The sequence below is a fragment of the Tardiphaga alba genome (genome assembly GCF_018279705.1).
Classification (GTDB): Bacteria; Pseudomonadota; Alphaproteobacteria; order Rhizobiales; family Xanthobacteraceae; genus Tardiphaga; species Tardiphaga alba.
Window position 1 is genome coordinate 1,963,844 of sequence record NZ_CP036498.1, and the last position, 19,893, is coordinate 1,983,736.

The 19,893-nt window shown below is 63.0% G+C and carries 17 protein-coding genes; 6 read left to right on the forward strand and 11 right to left on the reverse strand.

Going from position 1 to position 19,893, the window contains the following annotated elements; all coding sequences use genetic code 11:
• Positions 1–3 precede the first annotated feature (3 nt).
• Positions 4–1,677, forward strand: a complete 1,674-nt coding sequence (gene recN, locus RPMA_RS09250) for a DNA repair protein RecN (RefSeq protein WP_211912527.1) — start codon at positions 4–6, stop codon at positions 1,675–1,677.
• A 100-nt stretch (positions 1,678–1,777) separates the two neighbouring features.
• Complete coding sequence (ligA, locus tag RPMA_RS09255; RefSeq protein ID WP_211912528.1) at positions 1,778–3,928, forward strand: NAD-dependent DNA ligase LigA; 2,151 nt, start codon at positions 1,778–1,780, stop codon at positions 3,926–3,928.
• Positions 3,929–4,107: 179 nt separating this feature from the next.
• Here ligA and RPMA_RS09260 read toward each other — a convergent pair whose 3' ends face one another.
• Together RPMA_RS09260 and RPMA_RS09265 are read right to left on the reverse strand one after the other, a co-directional pair.
• Positions 4,108–5,367 (reverse strand): multidrug effflux MFS transporter, encoded by a 1,260-nt coding sequence (locus RPMA_RS09260; protein WP_211912529.1) that lies wholly within the window; start codon positions 5,365–5,367, stop codon positions 4,108–4,110.
• Between the two features lie 85 nt (positions 5,368–5,452).
• The gene (locus tag RPMA_RS09265) at positions 5,453–7,291 is read right to left on the reverse strand and encodes an aminopeptidase P family protein (protein ID WP_211912530.1); all 1,839 of its coding nucleotides are present in this window, start codon (positions 7,289–7,291) and stop codon (positions 5,453–5,455) included.
• Between the two features lie 192 nt (positions 7,292–7,483).
• Here RPMA_RS09265 and RPMA_RS09270 point away from each other — a divergent pair, with 192 nt between their 5' ends.
• Positions 7,484–7,660, forward strand: coding sequence for a hypothetical protein (locus RPMA_RS09270; RefSeq protein WP_211912531.1), 177 nt, complete (start codon positions 7,484–7,486; stop codon positions 7,658–7,660).
• A gap of 91 nt (positions 7,661–7,751) precedes the next feature.
• On the opposite strand, the gene RPMA_RS09275 is transcribed toward RPMA_RS09270, so the two are convergent.
• On the reverse strand, positions 7,752–8,651 hold the full coding sequence (locus RPMA_RS09275) for a 50S ribosomal protein L11 methyltransferase (protein WP_211912532.1): 900 nt from the start codon (positions 8,649–8,651) through the stop codon (positions 7,752–7,754).
• Positions 8,652–8,855: 204 nt separating this feature from the next.
• Complete coding sequence (locus RPMA_RS09280) at positions 8,856–10,457, reverse strand: phytoene desaturase family protein (RefSeq protein WP_211912533.1); 1,602 nt, start codon at positions 10,455–10,457, stop codon at positions 8,856–8,858.
• Between the two features lie 184 nt (positions 10,458–10,641).
• Between RPMA_RS09280 and RPMA_RS09285 the strand changes: the two genes are divergently transcribed.
• Entirely contained in the window at positions 10,642–12,921 is a 2,280-nt protein-coding gene (locus RPMA_RS09285) for a spermidine synthase (protein ID WP_211912534.1), read from the forward strand.
• On the opposite strand, the gene RPMA_RS09290 is transcribed toward RPMA_RS09285, so the two are convergent.
• A complete protein-coding gene (locus RPMA_RS09290) occupies positions 12,922–13,710 on the reverse strand; it encodes a L,D-transpeptidase (protein ID WP_211912535.1) in 789 nt (262 codons plus the stop codon).
• A gap of 270 nt (positions 13,711–13,980) precedes the next feature.
• Between RPMA_RS09290 and RPMA_RS09295 the strand changes: the two genes are divergently transcribed.
• Positions 13,981–14,307 (forward strand): hypothetical protein, encoded by a 327-nt coding sequence (locus RPMA_RS09295; RefSeq protein ID WP_211912536.1) that lies wholly within the window; start codon positions 13,981–13,983, stop codon positions 14,305–14,307.
• A gap of 57 nt (positions 14,308–14,364) precedes the next feature.
• Here the strand turns inward: RPMA_RS09295 and RPMA_RS09300 are convergent, their stop codons facing one another.
• The 6 genes from RPMA_RS09300 to RPMA_RS09325 form a co-directional block, all read right to left on the reverse strand.
• Complete coding sequence (locus RPMA_RS09300; protein ID WP_211912537.1) at positions 14,365–15,126, reverse strand: ABC transporter permease; 762 nt, start codon at positions 15,124–15,126, stop codon at positions 14,365–14,367.
• A gap of 1 nt (position 15,127) precedes the next feature.
• Positions 15,128–16,048: an ABC transporter ATP-binding protein gene (locus RPMA_RS09305; RefSeq protein ID WP_211912538.1), complete on the reverse strand. Its 921-nt coding sequence runs from the start codon at positions 16,046–16,048 to the stop codon at positions 15,128–15,130.
• A gap of 99 nt (positions 16,049–16,147) precedes the next feature.
• Entirely contained in the window at positions 16,148–16,438 is a 291-nt protein-coding gene (locus RPMA_RS09310) for a type II toxin-antitoxin system HicB family antitoxin (protein WP_211912539.1), read from the reverse strand.
• Positions 16,439–16,446: 8 nt separating this feature from the next.
• Positions 16,447–16,641: a type II toxin-antitoxin system HicA family toxin gene (locus RPMA_RS09315; protein ID WP_211912540.1), complete on the reverse strand. Its 195-nt coding sequence runs from the start codon at positions 16,639–16,641 to the stop codon at positions 16,447–16,449.
• A gap of 52 nt (positions 16,642–16,693) precedes the next feature.
• The gene (locus RPMA_RS09320; RefSeq protein WP_211912541.1) at positions 16,694–16,975 is read right to left on the reverse strand and encodes a type II toxin-antitoxin system HicB family antitoxin; all 282 of its coding nucleotides are present in this window, start codon (positions 16,973–16,975) and stop codon (positions 16,694–16,696) included.
• A 2-nt stretch (positions 16,976–16,977) separates the two neighbouring features.
• Complete coding sequence (locus tag RPMA_RS09325) at positions 16,978–19,416, reverse strand: ATP-dependent helicase (RefSeq protein WP_211912542.1); 2,439 nt, start codon at positions 19,414–19,416, stop codon at positions 16,978–16,980.
• 282 nt (positions 19,417–19,698) lie between these two features.
• On the opposite strand from RPMA_RS09325, the gene RPMA_RS09330 reads away from it, so the two are divergent.
• Positions 19,699–19,875 (forward strand): DUF1328 domain-containing protein, encoded by a 177-nt coding sequence (locus RPMA_RS09330; protein ID WP_211912543.1) that lies wholly within the window; start codon positions 19,699–19,701, stop codon positions 19,873–19,875.
• Positions 19,876–19,893: the final 18 nt, after the last annotated feature.

A 19,893-nucleotide genomic window follows, 5' to 3' on the forward strand; every position in this document is an offset into this window, starting at 1 on the left:
CGCATGCTCGCCCGTCTGTCGATCCGTGACATCGTCCTGATCGAGCGGCTCGATATCGAATTCGCGCGCGGCCTCGCGGTGCTCACCGGCGAGACCGGCGCCGGCAAATCCATTCTGCTTGATGCGTTCGCGCTGGCCCTTGGCGGCCGCGGCGATGCCGGCCTGGTCCGCCACGGCGTGGAGCAGGGCCAGATCACCGCCGCCTTCGATCTCGCCCCCGGCCATCCCGCGCTCTCCATCCTCAAGGCCAATGGCTTCGACGACGACAGTGGCGAGATGATACTGCGCCGCGTACAGCTCGCTGACGGCCGCACCCGCGCTTACATCAACGACCAGACCGTCAGTGTGCAGACCCTCAAGGCGGTCGGCGCCGCACTGGTCGAAATTCACGGCCAGCATGATGACCGCGCCCTCGTGGACGCCGCCACCCATCGCCGCCTGCTCGATGCTTTTGCCGGGCTAGACAAGGATGTCGCCGCGCTGGAAACGCTGTGGGATGCCCGCAAGACCGCCTATACGGCGCTCGAAACCCATCGCGCCAATATGGAGCGCGCCGCCCGCGACGCCGATTATCTCCGCCATTCCGCCGATGAGCTGAAGAAGCTCAATCCGAAGGATGGTGAGGAGACGCAGCTCGCCGAGCGCCGCACTGGCATGATGCAGGGGGAGAAAATTGCCTCCGATCTGCGCGAGGCGCAGGAAGCGGTGTCCGGCCCGAATTCGCCGATCTCGGCGCTGGCCGCCGCCGTGCGGCGGCTGGAGCGCCGTGCCGGCTCGTCGCCAGCTTTGGTCGAGCCCGCGGTGAAGGCCATCGACGTCGCCATCAATGCGCTGGAGGAGGCCGACCAGCATCTGTCCGCTGCGCTGATCGCCGCCGATTTCGACCCTGCCGAACTCGAGCGCATCGAGGAACGCCTGTTTGCGCTGCGCGCTGCGGCCCGCAAATTCTCGACGCCTGTTGATGGGTTGGCCGCGCTGGCCGCGAAGTTCTACGCCGATGTCGCCAGCATCGATGCCGGTGCCGGTCAGCTTACGAAGCTGGAAAAGGCCGCGGTCGAGACCGACGCGAAATACGCTGCTGCCGCCGCAAAACTCTCGGCGGCGCGCATCAAATCGGCCGAGAAGCTCAACAAGGCTGTCATCGCCGAGCTCGCGCCGCTCAAGCTGGAGCGCGCCAAGTTCATCACCCAGGTCGATACCGATGCGGCCGCGCCTGGCCCGCAGGGCATCGACCGCGTCGAATTCTGGGTGCAGACCAATCCCGGCACGCGTCCGGGCCCGATGATGAAGGTCGCCTCCGGCGGCGAACTTTCGCGTTTCCTCTTGGCGTTGAAAGTGGTGCTGTCCGACAAGGGCTCGGCGCCGACTTTGGTGTTCGACGAGATCGACACGGGTGTCGGCGGCGCGGTGGCGGACGCCATCGGCGCACGGCTCGGCCGCCTGGCCGGCAAGGTGCAGGTGATGGCCGTGACCCATGCGCCGCAGGTGGCAGCAAGGGCAGACCAGCATCTGCTGATCTCCAAAGCCGCCCTCGACAAGGGGAAGCGCGTCGCCACCAACGTCAACACGCTGGCCGACGACCACCGCCGCGAGGAAATTGCACGTATGCTGGCGGGCGCGGAGATTACCGCCGAAGCAAGGGCGGCCGCGGATCGATTGTTGAAAGGCGCCGCGTAGCCCGGATGGAGCGCAGCGTAATCCGGGGATGTCGAGTCCGTTGAAGCGCCGGTTCCCGGATTGCGCTTCGCTTCATCCGGGCTACCGACGAGAATGGCGCATGGCAAAATCTCCGAAAACTCCCCCCGACATTTCCACGCTCACCAAGCCGAAGGCCAAGGTTGAGCTGATGCGGCTGTCGCTGGAGATGGAGGCGCATAACAAGCGCTATTATCAGGACGATGCGCCGACGATTTCCGACGCCGACTACGACGCACTGCGTCAGCGGGTCGAAGCGATTGAAGCGAAATTCCCCGATCTCGTGCAGTCGGACTCGCCGACGCAGACCGTTGGCGCTGCGCCTGCACGCGGCTTCGCCAAAATCCAGCACGCGGTGCCGATGCTGTCGCTTGGCAACGCGTTCAGCGACGAGGACGTCACCGAATTCGTGGAGCGCATCCAGCGCTTCCTCAAGCTCGATGAAATTCCCGCGCTCGTCGCCGAGCCGAAGATCGACGGCCTTTCGCTGTCGTTGCGTTACGAGAATGGCGAACTGATCCATGCCGCCACTCGCGGCGATGGTTTTACGGGCGAGGACGTTACCGCCAATGTCCGCACCATCAAGGACATTCCCGAGAAGCTGAAAGGCAAGCACATCCCCGCGAGCTGCGAGCTGCGCGGCGAGGTGTATATGCTCAAGAGCGACTTCCTCGCGCTCAACAAGAAGCAGGAAGAAGCCGGCGACACGGTCTTCGCCAATCCGCGTAACTCCGCAGCTGGCTCGCTGCGCCAGAAGGACGTCTCGATCACCGCGTCGCGTCCCTTAAAATTCTTCGCCTATGCCTGGGGTGAAATGTCGGACTATCCGATGCCGGAGCCGACCCAGCACGCCATGATCGACTGGCTCCACAAAGCCGGCTTCACCGTCAATCCCGAGATCACGCTCTGCAAAAGCGTCGATGACGCGCTGACCTTCTATCGTCGCATCGGCGAGATCAGGGCCAAGCTCGGCTATGACATCGATGGCGTCGTCTACAAGGTCGATCGTATCGACTGGCAAGCGCGGCTTGGTTTCGCCGGCCGCGCGCCACGCTGGGCCATCGCGCATAAATTTGCGGCCGAGCAGGCGACGACGGTGCTTGAAAAGATCGACATCCAGGTCGGCCGCACGGGCGCGCTGACGCCGGTGGCGCGGCTCGTGCCGATCACCGTCGGCGGCGTCGTGGTGTCGAATGCCACGCTGCATAACGCCGATTACATCAAGGGCATTGGCAATGACGGCCAGACGCTGCGCGACGGCGTCGATATCCGCGAGGGCGACACGGTAATCGTGCAGCGCGCGGGCGACGTCATTCCGCAGGTCGTGAATGTCATTCTCGACAAGCGCCCGACAACGGCAAAACCTTACGCCTTCCCCGACAAGTGCCCGGTCTGCGGCAGCCATGCCATCCGCGAAAATGATGAGGTCGTCACCCGCTGCACCGGCGCGCTGGTCTGTCCCGCTCAAGCGGTAGAGAAGCTCAAGCATTTCGTCTCGCGCTTGGCCTTCGACATCGACGGTCTCGGCGACAAGCAGATCCAGGAATTTTACGACGAGGGCATCATCATGCACCCCGTCGATATCTTTACGCTGGCGAAACGCGACGAGCGCAACAGCAAGAAGCTGCGAGACCGCGAAGGCTATGGCGAAGTCTCGGTGCGCAACCTGTTTGCCGCCATCGACGAGCGCCGGAAGATCGAACTCAATCGCCTGATCTTCGCGCTCGGCATCCGCCATATCGGCGAAGGTAATGCAAAGCTGCTCGCCCGCCACTACGGTTCGTTTGCCGCGTTCCGCGATGCGATGCTGGCGGCAGCGGCCGGGCAGGGTGAGGAAGGCAACACGTCGGAAGCCTATCAGGATCTCAACAATATCGGCGGCGTCGGCGAGATCGTGGCCGATGCAGTCGTCGAGTTCTTCGCCGAGGCACGCAACGTGAAAGCGCTGGACGAGTTGCTAGGCGAGATCGAGGTGCTCGACGTCGCGCAGGCGAAGACCGACACGCCGGTCGCTGGCAAGACGGTGGTCTTCACGGGCTCGCTGACGAAGTTCACCCGCGACGAAGCGAAGGCGTCGGCCGAGCGGCTGGGTGCGAAGGTTGCCGGCTCTGTATCGAAGAAGACGGACTATGTCGTCGCCGGCGAGGATGCCGGATCGAAGCTGACCAAGGCGCGGGATCTTGGTGTGGCGGTGCTGACGGAAGACGAGTGGTTGGCGCTGATCGGGGGATGACGTCTGTGGTCTCCCTCCCCGGAGCGAAGCGAATGGGGAGGGTGGCGCGTAGCGCCGGGTGGGGGCTATCCCCATGTGAGGTCGGAGTGTGGCGAGACACCCCACCCGTCTCGCCCGCTTCGCGGTCGATCCACCCTCCCCACGGCGCCGCTGCGCGGCTTAGGGGAGGGAGAAGACAACTACATCAGCCCGCTCTTCTCTTCCGCCTTCTCCACCATCTTCTCCGTCACGACCACCTTGCGCCGTGGCACGAGAAAGATCATCGCCGCCGCGCAGCCGCAGGACAGCACGACCAGCGACAAATTCAGCGCGACCGGCGTTGCGAAATGCCCGCCGAGCCAGGCACCGCCCTGCGAGCACAGCGAGCCAAAACCCATCTGCATGAAACCCATCATGCCCGATGCCGTGCCGGCCGCGTGCGGGCGAATACTGAGCGCGCCGGCCGCGCCGTTCGACATCACGAAGGCATTGCCGAACATCACGATCATATGGGTGAGGAACAGCCATAACGGGCTCTGATTGAGCCCGGTCAGCCCCCACACGACATTCAGTAGCGCGCCGCCGAATTGCAGTGCGAGGCCGAACCAGATGAGCTGCTCGATGGACCGGCGCGGCGCAAAGCGCACGCAAGCGAGATTGCCGACAAGGTAAGCAAGGCCGGAGGTTGCGAACCATGCGCCATATTCGGCAGAGCTGCGGCCCATCTGGTTGACGACGACATAGGGCCCTCCGCCGGCGAAGGTGAAGATGATCCACGAGGCCATCACATAGCAGAAGAGATAGCCGATGAAGGCGCGGCTGCCGAACAGCACTTTTGAATCGGCGACAAAGCCGCTGCTGCCGGCATCAGTGGTTGCGCGCTTGCGTGTCTCCGGCAGCAGGACGGCGATCGCCAGGGTTACGATCAGCGACGCCGCGGTCACCGTGTAGAAGATCGCGCGCCAGCCGAAACCGGTTTCGAGCAAGCCGCCGGCCAGCGGCGACAGCATCTGCGCGATCATCATGACGGCGATGACGAGGCTGATCATCGGCCCCACGCGTTCACGGGGATAGAGATCGCGGATGATGGCACGGCTCATCACCATGCCCGTGGCGCCGCCGAGCGCCTGGAAGAAACGCGCCGCGATCAACTGCGGTAGCGTGGTCGCAAAACTCGATCCGATGCCGGCAATCACCATCAGGCTGAGCCCGGCCAGCAGCACCGGCTTGCGACCGAACCGATCCGACAGCGGCCCCATGATGAGCTGAGAGAAGGCCAGCCCGACCATGAACAGTGACACCGTCATCTGCGCGATGGAGATGTCGGCGTCGAAAGTGCGAGCCAGTTCTGGCAGCGCAGGGACCAGCATGTAAAGCGTGATCGGCGCGATGCCGGTCATTACGACCAGCAGAAGCAGCATGACGCGTGAGCGCGTGGGATCCACGTTTTCTGTCGTCATTGCGAGGCGCCCTTGCGACGAAGCAATCCAGCCTTCACTCGCGGCCTCTTGATTGCTTCGTCGCGTTGCTCCTCGCAATGACGGATCATTCGGAAGAAACCAGCGGCTCGGTCGCCGCATGCAGCCAGGTGCGCGTTTCCTCGTCATCGAGCAATGGCGTGATCTCGCGGCGGACGCGGGCGTGATAGTCGTTGATCCAGCTCAGCTCGCGCTTGCTGATCCGATGCGCGTTGATCAGGCGGCGATCGATCGGCGCCAGTGTCAGCGTCTCGAATTCGTTCATCGGCTGTTCGGCGCCCTCAATCCTGGCTTCCACCACCAGTTCGAGATTCTCGATGCGGATGCCGAAGGCGTCGGTTTTGTAGTAGCCGGGCTCGTTGGACAGGATCATGCCGCGCTTCAGCGGCGTGGTGCCGAGCTTGGAAATGCGCGCCGGGCCTTCATGCACCGACAGATAGCTGCCGACGCCATGTCCGGTGCCATGGGCGAAATCCAGTCCGGCATGCCACAGGAATTGGCGCGCGAAGGAATCGATCTGTGCGCCTGTCGTGCCATCGGGAAACACCGCGCGTGCAATCGCGATATGCCCGCGCAGCACGCGGGTGAAGCGGTCGCGCATCTCGTCGGTGGGCTCGCCGATGGCGATGGTGCGGGTGACGTCGGTGGTGCCGTCTTCATATTGTGCACCGGAATCGATCAGCAGCAGATCGCCCGGCGCGATGCGGCGGTTGCTCTTTCGGGTGACGCGATAATGCACGATGGCGCCATTCGGCCCGGTGCCGGCGATGGTCGGGAACGACACATCCTTCAGCGCGCCGGTGCCGCGACGAAACGTTTCCAGCGCTTCCACCGTGTCGATCTCGGTGAGGCCGCCTTTCGGCGCTTCCCGATCGACCCATGCCAGAAACTTGGCCAGCGCCACGGCATCACGGCGATGCGCGGTCACGGTGCCCTTGATCTCGACCTTGTTCTTCATCGCCTTGAGCATGGCGATGGGATCGCTTGATCGAACAGGCTTGCCGCCGGCGTCGGTGATGAGGCGGCTCAGCGCATCCGCTGCCGTTGCGCCGTCGAGCGCTATGGACGCGCCTGATGCGGCGAGGTCGCGCAGCGACGTGGCGAGCGCATCCGGCTCCTGCACATCGGCGGCGGCTTCGAGATGGTTGCGCGAACTGTTGGACAGCTTGCGGTGATCGATGAAGATCCGCGGCCGGCCGTCCTTCGGCACCAGCGCATAGGACAGCGGCAGCGGCGTATGCGAGACGTCGGCGCCACGGATGTTGAAGGTCCAAGCCACCGCGTGCGAATCCGACAGCACGATGGCATCGACACCGAGCCGCGCGATCTCCTCGCGGATGCGCTCGAGTTTGTCGCTTTCGCTCTCGCCGGCATATTCCATCGGGTGGATCGTGACGGCACCGAGCGGCGGTGCCGGGCGTTCATGCCAGACCGCATCGACGGGGTTGGTGTCGACCGCTACCAGCTCCGCGCCGGCTTTCGTGCAGGCGGCTTTCAGGCGCTCGGCTGCCGCTGTCGTGTGCAGCCATGGATCAAAGCCGAGGCGATCTTCCGGTTTCAGGCGATCGGCAAGCCAGCTTTCCGGCGGCGGCTCGACCAGCGACTGGATGCTCCAGGCATTCGTATCGACCTGTTTGGGCGCCTGTACGGTGTAGCGGCCATCGACGAACACGGCGGCGTCCTGCAAGAGCACCACCGCCATGCCGGCCGAGCCGGTGAAGCCGGTGAGCCAGGCCAGCCGCTCGTCGGCGGGCGGCACATATTCGTTCTGCTGCTGGTCGGCGCGGGGAATCACGAAGCCGGTCAGCTTCCGCCGCAGCAATTCCTCGCGGAATGCAGCCAGTCGCGCAGTCAGCGCGACGCCGCCCTCGGGCTCTTCAAAGGTCTGGAAATGAGCTTCGAACATCGTATGCGCATCCTATGAGTGAGCTCTCACGCGGGCAATCGAGGGGCAGGGTTGCGAAAAGCTGGCACAAGTTATGCTTGAATTTCGGGCAACGGGCTACGTTCGCGGAACCATCCGGTGCTGCGGTTGGTTGCCCTCGCGGAGACCGCTGGTTCGGTCTTTGTGTTCAACTCAACGAAGAGGGAAAACACCATGCCCGCTTTTACGTTCGAGAAGATTTCCCCACCGCGCCACAGCGCGCATGCCTCTCATCCGCAGCCCACGCCACAAAGCCCGTCGCCGCAACAGCGGGACAATGTGATTCAGGTCCTTGGTCGCTTTGTTATCGCGCGTGTGCGTGAGGATGATGGATCGCAACATCAGAAGTGATTTGTAGGGTGGGCAAAGCGAAGCGTGCCCACCATCAAGTGCTGTGGACGGAGAGGTGGGCACGCTGCGCTTTGCCCACCCTACAGTCCCGTTACCCCGCGCGCTGCATCAACAAGCTGCTCCAGCCTTCGATGATCTGCTGCTTCAGCAGCACCAAGCCTCGCGCGCGATATGCGACGATTACGCTGGTTGCCTGATGCGGCAGCAGGCCGGACAGAATGACCATGCCGTTGCTCGCCATGTGCCGCTCCATGTCGGTGGCCATGGCGCGCAGGGGATTGGCCAGAATGTTTGCGAGGATAAGGTCGAACGGCGCATGCTTGGCGATGGCCGGCGACGAGAAGCCGGTGGCGCAGACGGTCTCAACGAGATTGCCGACGCCGTTCAGTTTCATGTTCTCATGCGCGACCTTGACCGACATCGCATCGATATCGGTGGCCAGCACATGTTTCTTCGTGGCCTTGGCGGCTGCGATGGCGAGCACGCCGGTGCCGGTTCCGAGATCGAGAATGCGCTTCGGCGCCTTCGAGCGCAGCACGTAATCGAGATAGACAAGGCAGCCGCGGGTGGTGCCGTGATGGCCGGTGCCGAAGGCCAGCGCCGCTTCGATCTCGATGCCGAGCTGGTTGTCGCGCACCTTGTCGCGGTCGTGGCTGCCATGGACAATGAAGCGCCCGGCGCGCACCGGCACCAGGCCTTCGAGGCTTTCCTTCACCCAGTCCTTGGCCTCGATCGTATCGAACACGATGCTGCCGGCCACGGTGTCGTCGGAGGCAAGCGCAACGAGGTTGCGGATCGAGGCCTCGTCCGGCGGATCGGCAAAATGCACGGTGACATCCCAGCGGCCTTCCGGATTCTCGAAAGCCGCAATGGCTGCTTCGCCTTCTTCAAAGCTCTCCGTGAGCAGATCGACAATGCGCTTGGCGCTGAATTCATCGCCGACGGCAAAGGTGGCGCGGCTGGTGCCAGAACTGGTGGCGGTCGTGGTCATCGCGGATCCGTCGTGAACAGGAAATGCACGGGTTTATCCGCGTTTCGTACAGGGTTTATCCCGGCGATGATACCCGGCTGATGCACCGGAATGATGCCGATTTATATGGGAGCCGTGCACCGGCTATCCAGGACTTACCGACAGGTTTATCCAGTCCCGGATCACAGGCCATGCACAGGCTTATCCACAAACCTGTCCACAGGGTTATCCAAACAGCGACCGGTGATCCCGCAGCACCGTCTTGGCTGCATTGTGGCCGGGGGCGCCCGTAACGCCGCCGCCGGGATGGGCGCCGGACCCGCAGTGATAGAGGCCCTTCAACGGCCCCCGGTAGTCGGCATGGCCCAGCATCGGACGTGCGGAGAACAACTGGTTCAGGCTCAGCGCCCCGTGAAAGATGTCGCCGCCGATCAGGCCGAAATCCCGCTCCAGATCAAGCGGCGACAGGGCCTGCCGGCCGATCACGCTGGCCCTGAAGCCGGGGGCGTAGCTGTCCACCGTCTGGATCATCAGATCGGCCACAGTGTCGCGGTGGTCGTCCCAGGCCATGCCGCCCGGCAACTCCGGCGCCACATGCTGGCAGAATAGGCTGGCGACATGCTGGCCGGCCGGCGCGAGGCTGTCATCGAGCGTGGAGGGGATCAGAAGCTCAACGATCGGCTGCTTGCTCCAGCCATCCTGCTTCGCATCCAGCCAGGCGCGCTCCATATAGCCGAGGCTCGGCGCGATGATGATGCCGGCGGTGAGGTGATCGCCGGTGCCGGGCAGCGCCGTGAATGAGGGTAGTTCGCTCAGCGCCACATTCATGCGGAACGTGCCGGAGCCGCCGCGCCAGTTCGCCATGCGCTCTCGGAAAGCCGTGGGCAGCGCATCGGCCGGTGTCAGCCGCGTATAGAGCAGCTTTGGATTGACGTTGGAGATCACATATTTCGCGCGAATGGTCTCGCCATTCTCCAACACCACGCCGATGGCGCGGTCGCGCTCCACCAGCACTTCGCTCACGCCATTGCCGAGCGTGATCTCCACGCCATGGCTGCGCGCCGCGGCGGCCATGGCCTGCGTGATGGCGCCCATGCCGCCGATGGCGTGGCCCCACACGCCCTTCTTGCCATTCACCTCGCCGAAGGCGTGATGCAGCATCACATAGGCCGAGCCCGCGGCATAAGGGCTCGCATAATTGCCGACCACGGCATCGAAGCCGAACAGCGCCTTGACCAGATCATGCTCGAACACATCGTCGAGCATCTCGCCGGCGGAGCAGGTGAAGAGATCGAGCAGGATGCGCTGCTGCTCGATGGTGAGTTCGTTCAGGATCTTCGCGGTGCCGAGCGCGTTGATCGCTTCGGAAATGGTTCCGAGGCCAAAGCCCTGCACCACATTCGGGGGCGCGCGCAGCACGAAAGCGCGCAACACGTCAGCGATCACTTCGAGCTGCTGCGAGAAGGCGCCGATCCGCTCGGCATCGTGAGCGCTTAACTTTGCGACGGACGCCTGCGTGCGGCCTTCGCCGGTGAGCAGATAGGAACCGTCCGGTGATGGCAGAAAATTCTGTGCCTTGCGCTCGACAATGCGCAGGCCGTGCTCATGCAATTTGAGATCGGCGATGATCTGCGGATTGAGCAGGCTGACCGTGTAGGACGCCACCGAATTGCGGAAACCGGGATGAAACTCCTGCGTCACCGCGGCGCCGCCCACCACGCTGCGGCGGTCGACCATTTTCACGCGCAGCCCGGCCATGGCCAGATAGGCCGCACAAGTGAGGCCGTTATGGCCGGCACCGATGATCACAACGTCGTGGTCTGACATGTCCGGTTCAATACCATCTGATAGAGCGCCCCCTTATCGAAGAGGCGGCCCTGCGGCACAAGGCCATGGGACACTAATTCGGTTCCATGGTTAGCCGGATTGCCCGAATGGGTACTCTATGCTCCAGTCGCGCGCCGCCGGCTGCCCGGTGGCTCCTAATGCCGCCGTTTCAGCCGGAGTGTTCATGAGTTCGTCGCAGCCGTCCGCCGCCCCAAACTCGGCCTCTCGCAATCGCCTCCTGCTGATGGTCTACACGGCCGCGATTTTCGTCAGCGCGCTGCTGCTGTTCTCGGTGCAGCCGCTGTTCACCAAGATGGTCCTGCCGCGGCTCGGCGGCTCCCCGGCGGTGTGGTCCGTGGCCATGGTGTTCTTCCAGTCGCTGCTGCTCGGCGGTTACGCCTATGCGCATTATTTGATGCAACTCCGCAGCCGTGTGCTCCCGGTGGTCATCCATGTGGTGCTGCTGGTCGTGGCGTTGCTGACGCTGCCGCTGGCCATCGCAACCGGGTGGGGCGAGCCGCCGGAAAGCGGCTACGCCTTCTGGCTGCTCGGCCTGTTCGCCGTCTCCATCGGCCTGCCGTTCTTTGCGCTCGCGGCCAACAATCCGATGCTGCAGGCCTGGTTCGTGCGCACGGGGCATCCGGATGGCCGCGATCCCTATTTTCTTTATGCGTCGTCGAATATCGGCAGCTTCCTCGCGCTGCTCACTTATCCGGTTCTGCTGGAGCCCATGTTCTCACTGCGCACGCAAAACCTGATCTGGACATCGGGCTATGGCCTCCTGATCGTGCTGATCGCCACATGTGGTGTCCTGCTGATGCGCTCGCCGGCCAGGGCCATCGGGACGCTTGAAGCGAATGAGACCACCGTGCCCGCACCGAGTTGGCTGCAGCGCCTGCACTGGATCTTCCTTGCAGCCGTGCCATCGGGCCTGCTGATCGCCGTGACCGCGCATATCTCCACGGATGTCGCCGCCGCACCGCTGCTGTGGGTGCTGCCATTGTCGCTCTACCTGCTGACCTGGGTGCTGGTGTTCCAATCGCGCCCTTTGCTGCCGCACTGGTTCATGCTGCTGTTGCAGCCGCTGGCCATCGCTGGCGTGATCGTGCTGCTCGCCATCGGTGGCGAGCAGAACCTCCTGCTCACGCTGGGAGGCCATCAGCTCGCATTCTTCATCATCGCCATGGCCTGCCATGGTGAGCTCGCGCGCACCCGTCCGGCGGCGCGCTATCTCACCGGCTTCTATGTCGCGCTGTCTTTCGGCGGCATGGTGGGCGGCCTGTTTGCAGGGTTGATTGCGCCGTACACGTTTTCGTGGATCGCTGAATATCCGATCCTGATCGCGCTTGCGGTGCTGTGTCGTCCAGCACAGTCCGAGCGTTTTTCGCGCTGGGCCGGCATCTACTGGCTGCTGCTGTTCGTCACCGCGGTGGTGCTGATCGCGCCTAGTTTCACCACCGGGAAATGGTTCGACTGGTTCGATACGCGGCGCGTCTATGTAATCAGCGGCGTGGCTGCGACCGGCATGATCGTCGCGCTGCTGCTGCGGGCCGATCGTCTGAAACTTGTGGCCGTCGCCGTGCTGGCACTGGCGCTGCTGCGGATCTATCCACCCGATGATGGGCGCGTTGAGACGGTGCGCAGCTTCTTTGGCGTTCACAAGATCCAGGTGACCTCCAACGGCCAGTATCATGTGCTGCTGCACGGCACGACCATTCACGGCGCTGAAAAATATCTCAACGACGATGGCACGCCGGTGACCGGTCGCCCGGAGCCGATCTCGTATTACTACAAGGACGGCGGCATGGGGCAGGCGATTGCCGCCATGCGCGCGCGCAAAGGCGCGCCGCTGAAGGCGGCGGTGATCGGCCTCGGTTCGGGCTCGCTGGTCTGTGCACAGGCGCCGGGAGAAAACTGGAAATTCTTCGAGATCGACCAGACCATGGTCGATACGGCGCGTGATCCGAAATATTTCAGCTTCATCTCCAAATGCCAGCCGGACATCAAACCCGTCATCGGTGATGCACGGCTGACCTTCACCAAGGAAGTCGATGGCGCGTATGATCTCATCATTGTCGATGCCTATTCATCGGATGCGATCCCGATCCATCTGGCCACCCAGGAGGCCATGGCGATCTACAAGGCCAAGTTGGCACCGGGCGGCGCGGTGGTGATGCATGTCTCCAATCGCCACCTCGAACTCGGCAGCGTTGTGACCGGCATTGCGGATGCCAATGGGCTGACGAGTTGGGTGTTCAACGAGGATGCCGGCCGTGATGCCGAATATATCTTCTCGACCAATGTGGTGATCTCGGCGCGCGATGCCGCCGATGTCGGCAGCATCGCGCTGCCGTCATCGCAATGGACGCTGACGCCGGCGAAGCCGGATCGGCGGGTATGGACCGATGACTATTCCAACATCCTCGGGGCCGTGTGGCGCCGTCTGCGCGACGGCGATACCTGATCAGTAATCGCTGAACGGGCTGCGCATGCGCGGCGCAAAATAGACCTGCGGCTGCTGGTAGCCGCGAGCATTGTAGCCACGGTTTGCATAATATTGCTGGGTCTCGGCTTCCGTCATGCGGCGATAGCCGGGAGGCGCCGGATACTGGCGGCCATCGTCGCCATCGGCGGGATAGATGTAACGATCGTCATAGCTCGGCTGCGCCGCCTGACGGATGATGCGGCGATTGCTCGGCACTGCCTGCGGTGCGATCTCCGACGGATTGTCATAGGCATCGTAGGACGGCGCAGCGGTGGCCACCTCGCGGCGCGCGGCATTCGCGTTCTTCGATGGGCGCGGATTACGGGCGAGAGCAACTTGCGACGAGCCGGTGAGATTGACGGTGGTGTTCAGCACGCCATCGGCTTTCACCATCGCGAACAAGGTCGCGGCGTTTGCACGTGACAGGCGGACGCAACCATGGGAGGCCGGCGAGCCCAAACGGCTCACGGAGTCTGTGCCGTGGATGGCATGGCCGCGCTTGGTGAAGAAGATGGCGTTCGGCATCGGCGCTTCGTCGAATTCCTTGGAGTAGTGATCCTCCTCCATGCGGAAGGTCTGGAAGCTGCCGTTGGGCGTCTCGTAGGACGGCAGGCCCGACGACACCGGCCAGCGATACTTTTCGACGCCGTCCTGCACGACGGTCATCGTCTGGCTGTCCTTGTCGACGGTGATGTTGATCTTGGCTTCGGCGCTGCTGCCGGCGGCGAGAATGGAGAGACCCAGCAGGGTCATGACAAACGCACGCATGTTACCTTTTCGCCTCCGGGCTTCGCCCATTCATCGCTCGCCATCCCGGTTCCAATATGCCTCCGGGCCCGGCACCTCGCCAGTGACAGTTTCGTGCATCCTTAACTGGTCGCGGTTCACGGCCAGGTCTGAGATCGCAACTGCTTAACGGGCTTGCTGCGATGCGGAATGCGCAATTCAACACCTTCCAATGGAACCGGTTCCGCCCCTGCGACGTTTGTATGTCACACAAGGATTGCGACCAAATCGCGCTAGGCGCCGGGGATCATCATGAAAGTTAAGACAGCTTCCGTTCCGACCCATTTCTCGCTGAAGGTCAAACTGGCGCTCGCCGCCACCGTGCTGGCGTTGTCGGCGATGCCGAACTTCGCCCATGCCCAGGGCGTGTTCCGGGGCGGTGAGCAGGGCGCCAATCAGGGTTATCGTGACGGTAACCGTGTGGCCGGGCCGGTCGGCGGTGTGGTTGGCGGCGCCGTCGGTCTCGGCGTCGGCGCCGCCGTGGGTGGCGTGAAGGGCGTGCTCGGCATTCCCGAAGGCCGCCGCACCCAGTGCCGCGGCTATTACAACAAGCAAGGCAAGTTCCGCTGCTATCGCTGAGCGCAGAGCCCGTAGCAAAACGGCCCGGACAATGTCCGGGCCGTTTTCGTATCCGCGTTATTTCTTCAGCTTGTAGCCGGTCTTGAAGATCCACCAGACAATGGCCATGCAGATCAGCAGGAAAGCTGCAGTCATGGCGACGCTGACCTCGATGCTGACATCCGAGATCTCATAAAAGCTCCAGCGGAAGCCCGAGATCAGATAGACGATCGGATTGAGCAGGGTCACGGTGCGCCAGCCCGAGGGCAACATGTTCACCGAATAGAAGCTGCCACCGAGGAAGGTCAGCGGCGTCACCACCAGCAGCGGGATCGCCTGCAGCTTTTCAAAGCTGTCGGCCCAGATGCCGATGATGAAGCCGAACAGGCTGAAGGTTATTGCCGTCATCACCAGGAAGGCCAGCATCCAGACGGGGTGCATGATGTGCAGCGGCACGAACAGGCCGGCGGTGCCGAGAATGATCAGGCCGAGAATGATCGACTTGGTGGCGGCGGCGCCGACATAGCCGATCACCACTTCCAGCGGTGACACCGGCGCCGACAACAGCTCATAGATCGTGCCGATGAACTTTGGAAAATAGATGCCGAAGGACGCATTCGCGATGCTCTGCGTCAGCACCGACAGCATCACGAGGCCCGGCACGATGAAGGTGCCGTAGCTGACGCCTTCCACATTGGCGATGCGCGAGCCGATGGCGGCGCCGAACACCACGAAATACAGCGATGTGGAAATGACCGGCGAAACGATGCTCTGCAGCAACGTCCGCCAGGTGCGCGCCATTTCGAATTTGTAGATGGCGGCGATAGCCCGGTAATTCATGTTACTTCCTCACCAGGCTGACAAATATCTCTTCCAGTGAGTTCTGCTGCGTATCGAGATCGGCAAAGCGGATGCCGTTTTCGCGCAGATCGCCGAGCAGGCTGGTGATGCCGGTGCGCTCGCTCTTGGTGTCGTAGGTGTAGACCAGTTCCATGCCGTCTTTGCCGAGTTCGAGATTGTAGGGGGCGAGCGAAGCCGGGACTGCATCGATCTTGTTCTGCAGATGCAGCTTCAGGCGCTTCTTGCCGAATTGCTGCATCAGTTTTGCTTTTTCCTCGAGCAGGATGATCTCGCCTTTGTTGATGACGCCGACCCGGTCGGCCATCTCCTCGGCTTCCTCGATGTAATGCGTGGTCAGGAGTACTGTGACGCCCTTGGCGCGCAGCTCGCGCACGACTTCCCACATGCCCTTGCGCAGCTCCACATCGACGCCCGCGGTGGGTTCGTCGAGGAACAGCACCTGCGGCTCGTGCGACAGTGCCTTGGCAATCATCACGCGGCGCTTCATGCCGCCGGACAGTTCGATGATCTTGCTGTCCTTCTTTTCCCACAGCGAGAGATCCTTGAGAATCTTCTCGATCAGCGCCGGATTTTTCGGCTTGCCGAACAGGCCGCGGCTGAAGCTGACGGTGGCCCAGACGGTCTCAAAGGAATCCGTATGCAGCTCCTGCGGCACCAGGCCGATCAGCGAGCGCGCGGCGCGATAGGACGTCTGGGTGTCATGGCCATCCACCGACACTGTGCCGCTGGTCGCATTGACGATGCCGCAAATGATGGAGATCAGCGTCGTCTTGCCGGCACCATTGGGGCCGAGCAGCGCGAAGATTTCGCCGCGGTTGATGTCGAGATCGATGCCCTTCAGCGCGGTAAAACCGGAGGCATAGCTCTTGGTGAGGCCGGATACGGATATGATGGGTGACATGCAGGCAATCAGTGCGATGGCAATGGGAACTGTGCGGCGGGATGACACAGATAGGAACGCACCTGCTCCCCCGCAATCGTCGCAGAGAAGATTTTGCTTTTATTCGGCGGCGTGAGCGCGGGCGCGTAGCTCGACGAGGGCCACCATGTAGGTGTCCAGATCGTCCGCGACCTCAGGATCGGCCTTCAATTCGGTGAAGGTACGTGGCGCCGGGAGAGACCGGCCTTCCGAGGCGACACCTTCGGCATAAAGCTGCAGGGCATCGGGGGCGTTGCGCAGGGCTTCGTCAATGTCATCGCCTGCCGACGTGCAACCGGGAAGGTCGGGAAACCAGACACCAACGGCCAGATCCGGTCCTGCTTCTTCGATGATGGCGACATAGTAGGCCATAGCGAACCTCAATCAGGCTTCCAGCCTGCTCCCCTATAGATGGCACGAACCAGCCCTTTGCCCAAGTCCTTCTTGGGATGCGGGATGACGAGTGTTTCCCCCGTTTTAGGATGCTTGAAAACGTGATGGGATCCGGCGACGCGCGTCTCGATCCAGCCGTCGCTTTCGAGACGTCGAATGATGTCGCGACTATTCGTCAGCATGACAGCTCCCCCAAGCGGGTGGAGCCTATCGCAAAAAGTGTAGTACGACCAGCTATCCCGCCGGCTCGTAGTCGATCTCCGCAATCGTCGCGCCATCCGCCGCATCCGCAAAAGCAGGGTCGGCGCTCAGTTCGTCGATCGTCCGCGGCTTCGGCAGCGTGGTCGAGCCGTCGGCATTGACCCAGTTCTCGGCCACGTCCTCCAGCGTCTCGACGGCTTCGTCGATGGCTTCGTCCAGCGTGTCGCCTGACGTGGCGAGGCCGGGCAGGTCGGGGAAGCTCACGCGAAAGCTGCCGTCGTCATGCTTGCGGATGACTGCGAGATAGACCGGCATGGTCAGGCTGCCCTCACGAAACTATCGACGACCTTCTTCTCGCCGGCCTTGTCGAAATCGATGGTGAGCTTGTTGCCATCGATCTTGGTGACATGGCCGTAGCCGAATTTTTCGTGGAAGACGCGATCATCGAGCGAGAAGGCTGAATCGGTGCCGGTGGATTTTGCCACCAGCTCGCCTTCGATGACCATCGGTCGCTTTTTCGCGCCGCCACTATTTCCGCCAAAACTGTCACCATACCCACCACCGCTGCGCCCGCGCTGCTGTTGCGCGCGCTGCCAGCCTGGGGTCGAATAGGTCGAGCCAAAAGCTTCGAGATTGTCGAAGCGCGACGAACCATAGCCGCCGGCGCCGCCCCAGCCGTTGCCGCCCTTGGATTCCGTGATCTCCACATTCGCCGCCGGCAGTTCGTCGAGGAAGCGCGACGGGATCGTCGTGTTCCAGGTGCCGTGAATGCGGCGATTGGTGGCGAAGTAAAGTTTTGCGCGCTTGCGGGCACGCGTGATGCCCACATGGGCGAGGCGGCGCTCTTCTTCCAGCCCTGCGCGGCCCTGCTCGTCGAGCGCGCGCTGATGCGGAAACAGGCCTTCCTCCCAGCCGGGCAGAAACACATTGTCGAATTCCAGCCCCTTGGCCGAATGCAGCGTCATCACAGACACCGCATCCTCGTCGGCTGCGCCTTCGCGATCCATCACCAGCGAGATGTGTTCGAGGAAGCCTTGCAGATTCTCGAATTCCTCCATGGAGCGCACCAGCTCCTTGAGGTTTTCCAGCCGGCCGGCGGCGTCGGCCGAGCGATCCTTCTGCCACATCTCGGTATAGCCGCTCTCGTCGAGCACGACCTCCGCCAGCTCCGTATGCGAGACGACTTCCATCTGCTTGCGCCAGCGCTCGAAGCTCAGCATCAGGTCGCGCAGCGAACCGCGCGCCTTCGGCTTCATCTCGTCGGTCTCGATCACTTGTCGCGCTGCTTCCGAGAGCGGGATGCGGCGGCGGCGTGCATGGTCATGGAGCATCTGCACGGTGGCATCGCCGAGGCCGCGCTTCGGCACATTGACGATGCGTTCGAAAGCGAGATCGTCGGCCGGTGAATTGATCACGCGCAGGTAAGCCAGCGCATCGCGGATTTCCGCACGCTCATAGAAACGCGGGCCGCCGATGACGCGATAGGGCAGGCCGAGGGTGACGAAGCGGTCTTCGAATTCGCGCATCTGGAACGAGGCACGCACGAGAATGGCGATATCGTTGAGCTTGTGGCCCTCGCGCTGCAGCTGCTCTATCTCCTCGCCGACGCCGCGGGCTTCCTCCTCGGAGTCCCATGCGCCGGTGACGGTGACCTTTTCGCCGTCGACATCTTCGGTGCGCAGCGTCTTGCCGAGCCGGCCTTCATTGTGCGCGATCAGATGCGAGGCAGCGGCAAGGATGTGACCTGTCGAACGATAATTGCGCTCCAGCCGGATCACCTTGGCGCCGGGGAAATCGTGTTCGAAGCGCAGGATGTTATCGACCTCGGCGCCGCGCCAGCCATAGATCGACTGGTCGTCATCGCCGACGCAGCAGATGTTTCGCGTGGCGGCGGTTTGCGTGGCGATGGCATTGTCCTCGCCCGGTGAAGGCGCACGCGCGGCGCCCTGCGACAGCAGCCGCAGCCACAGATACTGCGCGACATTCGTGTCCTGATACTCGTCCACCAGGATGAACTTGAACCGCGCCTGATACGATCGCAGCACATCCGGATGTTCGCGGAACAGGCGGATGCATTCTAGCAGCAGATCGCCGAAGTCCGCCGCGTTCAGCGTCTTCAGCCGCTCCTGATAGTCCTTGTAGAGCTTGCCGCCCTTGCCATTGCCGAACACCGCGGCTTCGCCCGCCGGCACCTGCGCAGGCGTGAGGCCGCGATTCTTCCAGCCATCGATCAGCCCGGCCAGCATGCGCGCCGGCCAGCGCTTGTCGTCGATATTCTCCGCCGACAAAAGTTGCTTGAGCAGGCGGATCTGGTCATCGGTGTCGAGCACCGTGAAGTTCGACTTGAGCTGCACCAGCTCCGCATGGCTGCGCAGGATGCGGCCGCCGATGGAGTGGAAGGTGCCGAGCCACGGCATGCCTTCGACGGCCTGGCCGAGCATGATGCCGAGACGATGCTTCATCTCGCGCGCGGCCTTGTTGGTGAAGGTCACCGACAGGATCTCGCCGGGCCGTGCACGGCCGGTGGAGAGAATATGCGCGATGCGCGAGGTCAGCACCTTGGTCTTGCCGGTGCCGGCGCCGGCGAGCACCAGAACGGGGCCGTCCAGCGTCTCGACGGCGTCGCGCTGCTCGGGATTGAGATTGTCGAGATAGGGCGCGGGTGCGGCGGCCGCTCGGGCGCGCGCAGCAATGCCGCCCGCCACGGGCTGATAGGCGGGAAGGTCGTTGGCGGGCATTTTGCGTGCTTCGGTCATGCGAATCGAATTCCGCCCGCACGGACTCGTGGGGCCTCAGAAGGGACTTCTTAACAGGGATTGGGGCCATATAGGGCCTGAGCGCCCCCGGCGATAGACTTATCCCCGCATGGACGCCATCGCGACGATCGACAGCCCGCGGGCCGCTCTCATTTCGTTGATCGGCGGCGGTATTGTCTGCGGAACTTTCGGTTTTGGTCCGGCTTGTCTTGACATCCAGCGCGACGTCAGAACTCGCGCAGAGAACGACAAACCGAACAACCGTAAACTGAGGTACGTGTCATGCTGAGCTGGGTCGTAACGTTTCTCGTCGTCGCTTTGATTGCCGGTGTTCTCGGCTTCGGCGGTGTCGCCGGCGCTTCCATCGAAATCGCCAAGGCGATCTTCTTCATCGCCATCGTGCTGTTCCTGATCTCGGCCGTTGTTGGCCTTGTCCGCGGTCGCGGTAACAGTCTGTAGTATTCGCCGTCATTGCGA

Bases quoted from the DNA above. Each gene is read 5' to 3' on its own strand.
- recN (WP_211912527.1), top strand. From the start codon at position 4: ATGCTCGCCCGTCTGTCGATCCGTGACATCGTCCTGATCGAGCGGCTC.
- ligA (WP_211912528.1), top strand. From the start codon at position 1,778: ATGGCAAAATCTCCGAAAACTCCCCCCGACATTTCCACGCTCACCAAG.
- RPMA_RS09260 (WP_211912529.1), bottom strand. From the start codon at position 5,367: ATGACGACAGAAAACGTGGATCCCACGCGCTCACGCGTCATGCTGCTT.
- RPMA_RS09265 (WP_211912530.1), bottom strand. From the start codon at position 7,291: ATGTTCGAAGCTCATTTCCAGACCTTTGAAGAGCCCGAGGGCGGCGTC.
- RPMA_RS09270 (WP_211912531.1), top strand. From the start codon at position 7,484: ATGCCCGCTTTTACGTTCGAGAAGATTTCCCCACCGCGCCACAGCGCG.
- RPMA_RS09275 (WP_211912532.1), bottom strand. From the start codon at position 8,651: ATGACCACGACCGCCACCAGTTCTGGCACCAGCCGCGCCACCTTTGCC.
- RPMA_RS09280 (WP_211912533.1), bottom strand. From the start codon at position 10,457: ATGTCAGACCACGACGTTGTGATCATCGGTGCCGGCCATAACGGCCTC.
- RPMA_RS09285 (WP_211912534.1), top strand. From the start codon at position 10,642: ATGAGTTCGTCGCAGCCGTCCGCCGCCCCAAACTCGGCCTCTCGCAAT.
- RPMA_RS09290 (WP_211912535.1), bottom strand. From the start codon at position 13,710: ATGCGTGCGTTTGTCATGACCCTGCTGGGTCTCTCCATTCTCGCCGCC.
- RPMA_RS09295 (WP_211912536.1), top strand. From the start codon at position 13,981: ATGAAAGTTAAGACAGCTTCCGTTCCGACCCATTTCTCGCTGAAGGTC.
- RPMA_RS09300 (WP_211912537.1), bottom strand. From the start codon at position 15,126: ATGAATTACCGGGCTATCGCCGCCATCTACAAATTCGAAATGGCGCGC.
- RPMA_RS09305 (WP_211912538.1), bottom strand. From the start codon at position 16,048: ATGTCACCCATCATATCCGTATCCGGCCTCACCAAGAGCTATGCCTCC.
- RPMA_RS09310 (WP_211912539.1), bottom strand. From the start codon at position 16,438: ATGGCCTACTATGTCGCCATCATCGAAGAAGCAGGACCGGATCTGGCC.
- RPMA_RS09315 (WP_211912540.1), bottom strand. From the start codon at position 16,641: ATGCTGACGAATAGTCGCGACATCATTCGACGTCTCGAAAGCGACGGC.
- RPMA_RS09320 (WP_211912541.1), bottom strand. From the start codon at position 16,975: ATGCCGGTCTATCTCGCAGTCATCCGCAAGCATGACGACGGCAGCTTT.
- RPMA_RS09325 (WP_211912542.1), bottom strand. From the start codon at position 19,416: ATGACCGAAGCACGCAAAATGCCCGCCAACGACCTTCCCGCCTATCAG.
- RPMA_RS09330 (WP_211912543.1), top strand. From the start codon at position 19,699: ATGCTGAGCTGGGTCGTAACGTTTCTCGTCGTCGCTTTGATTGCCGGT.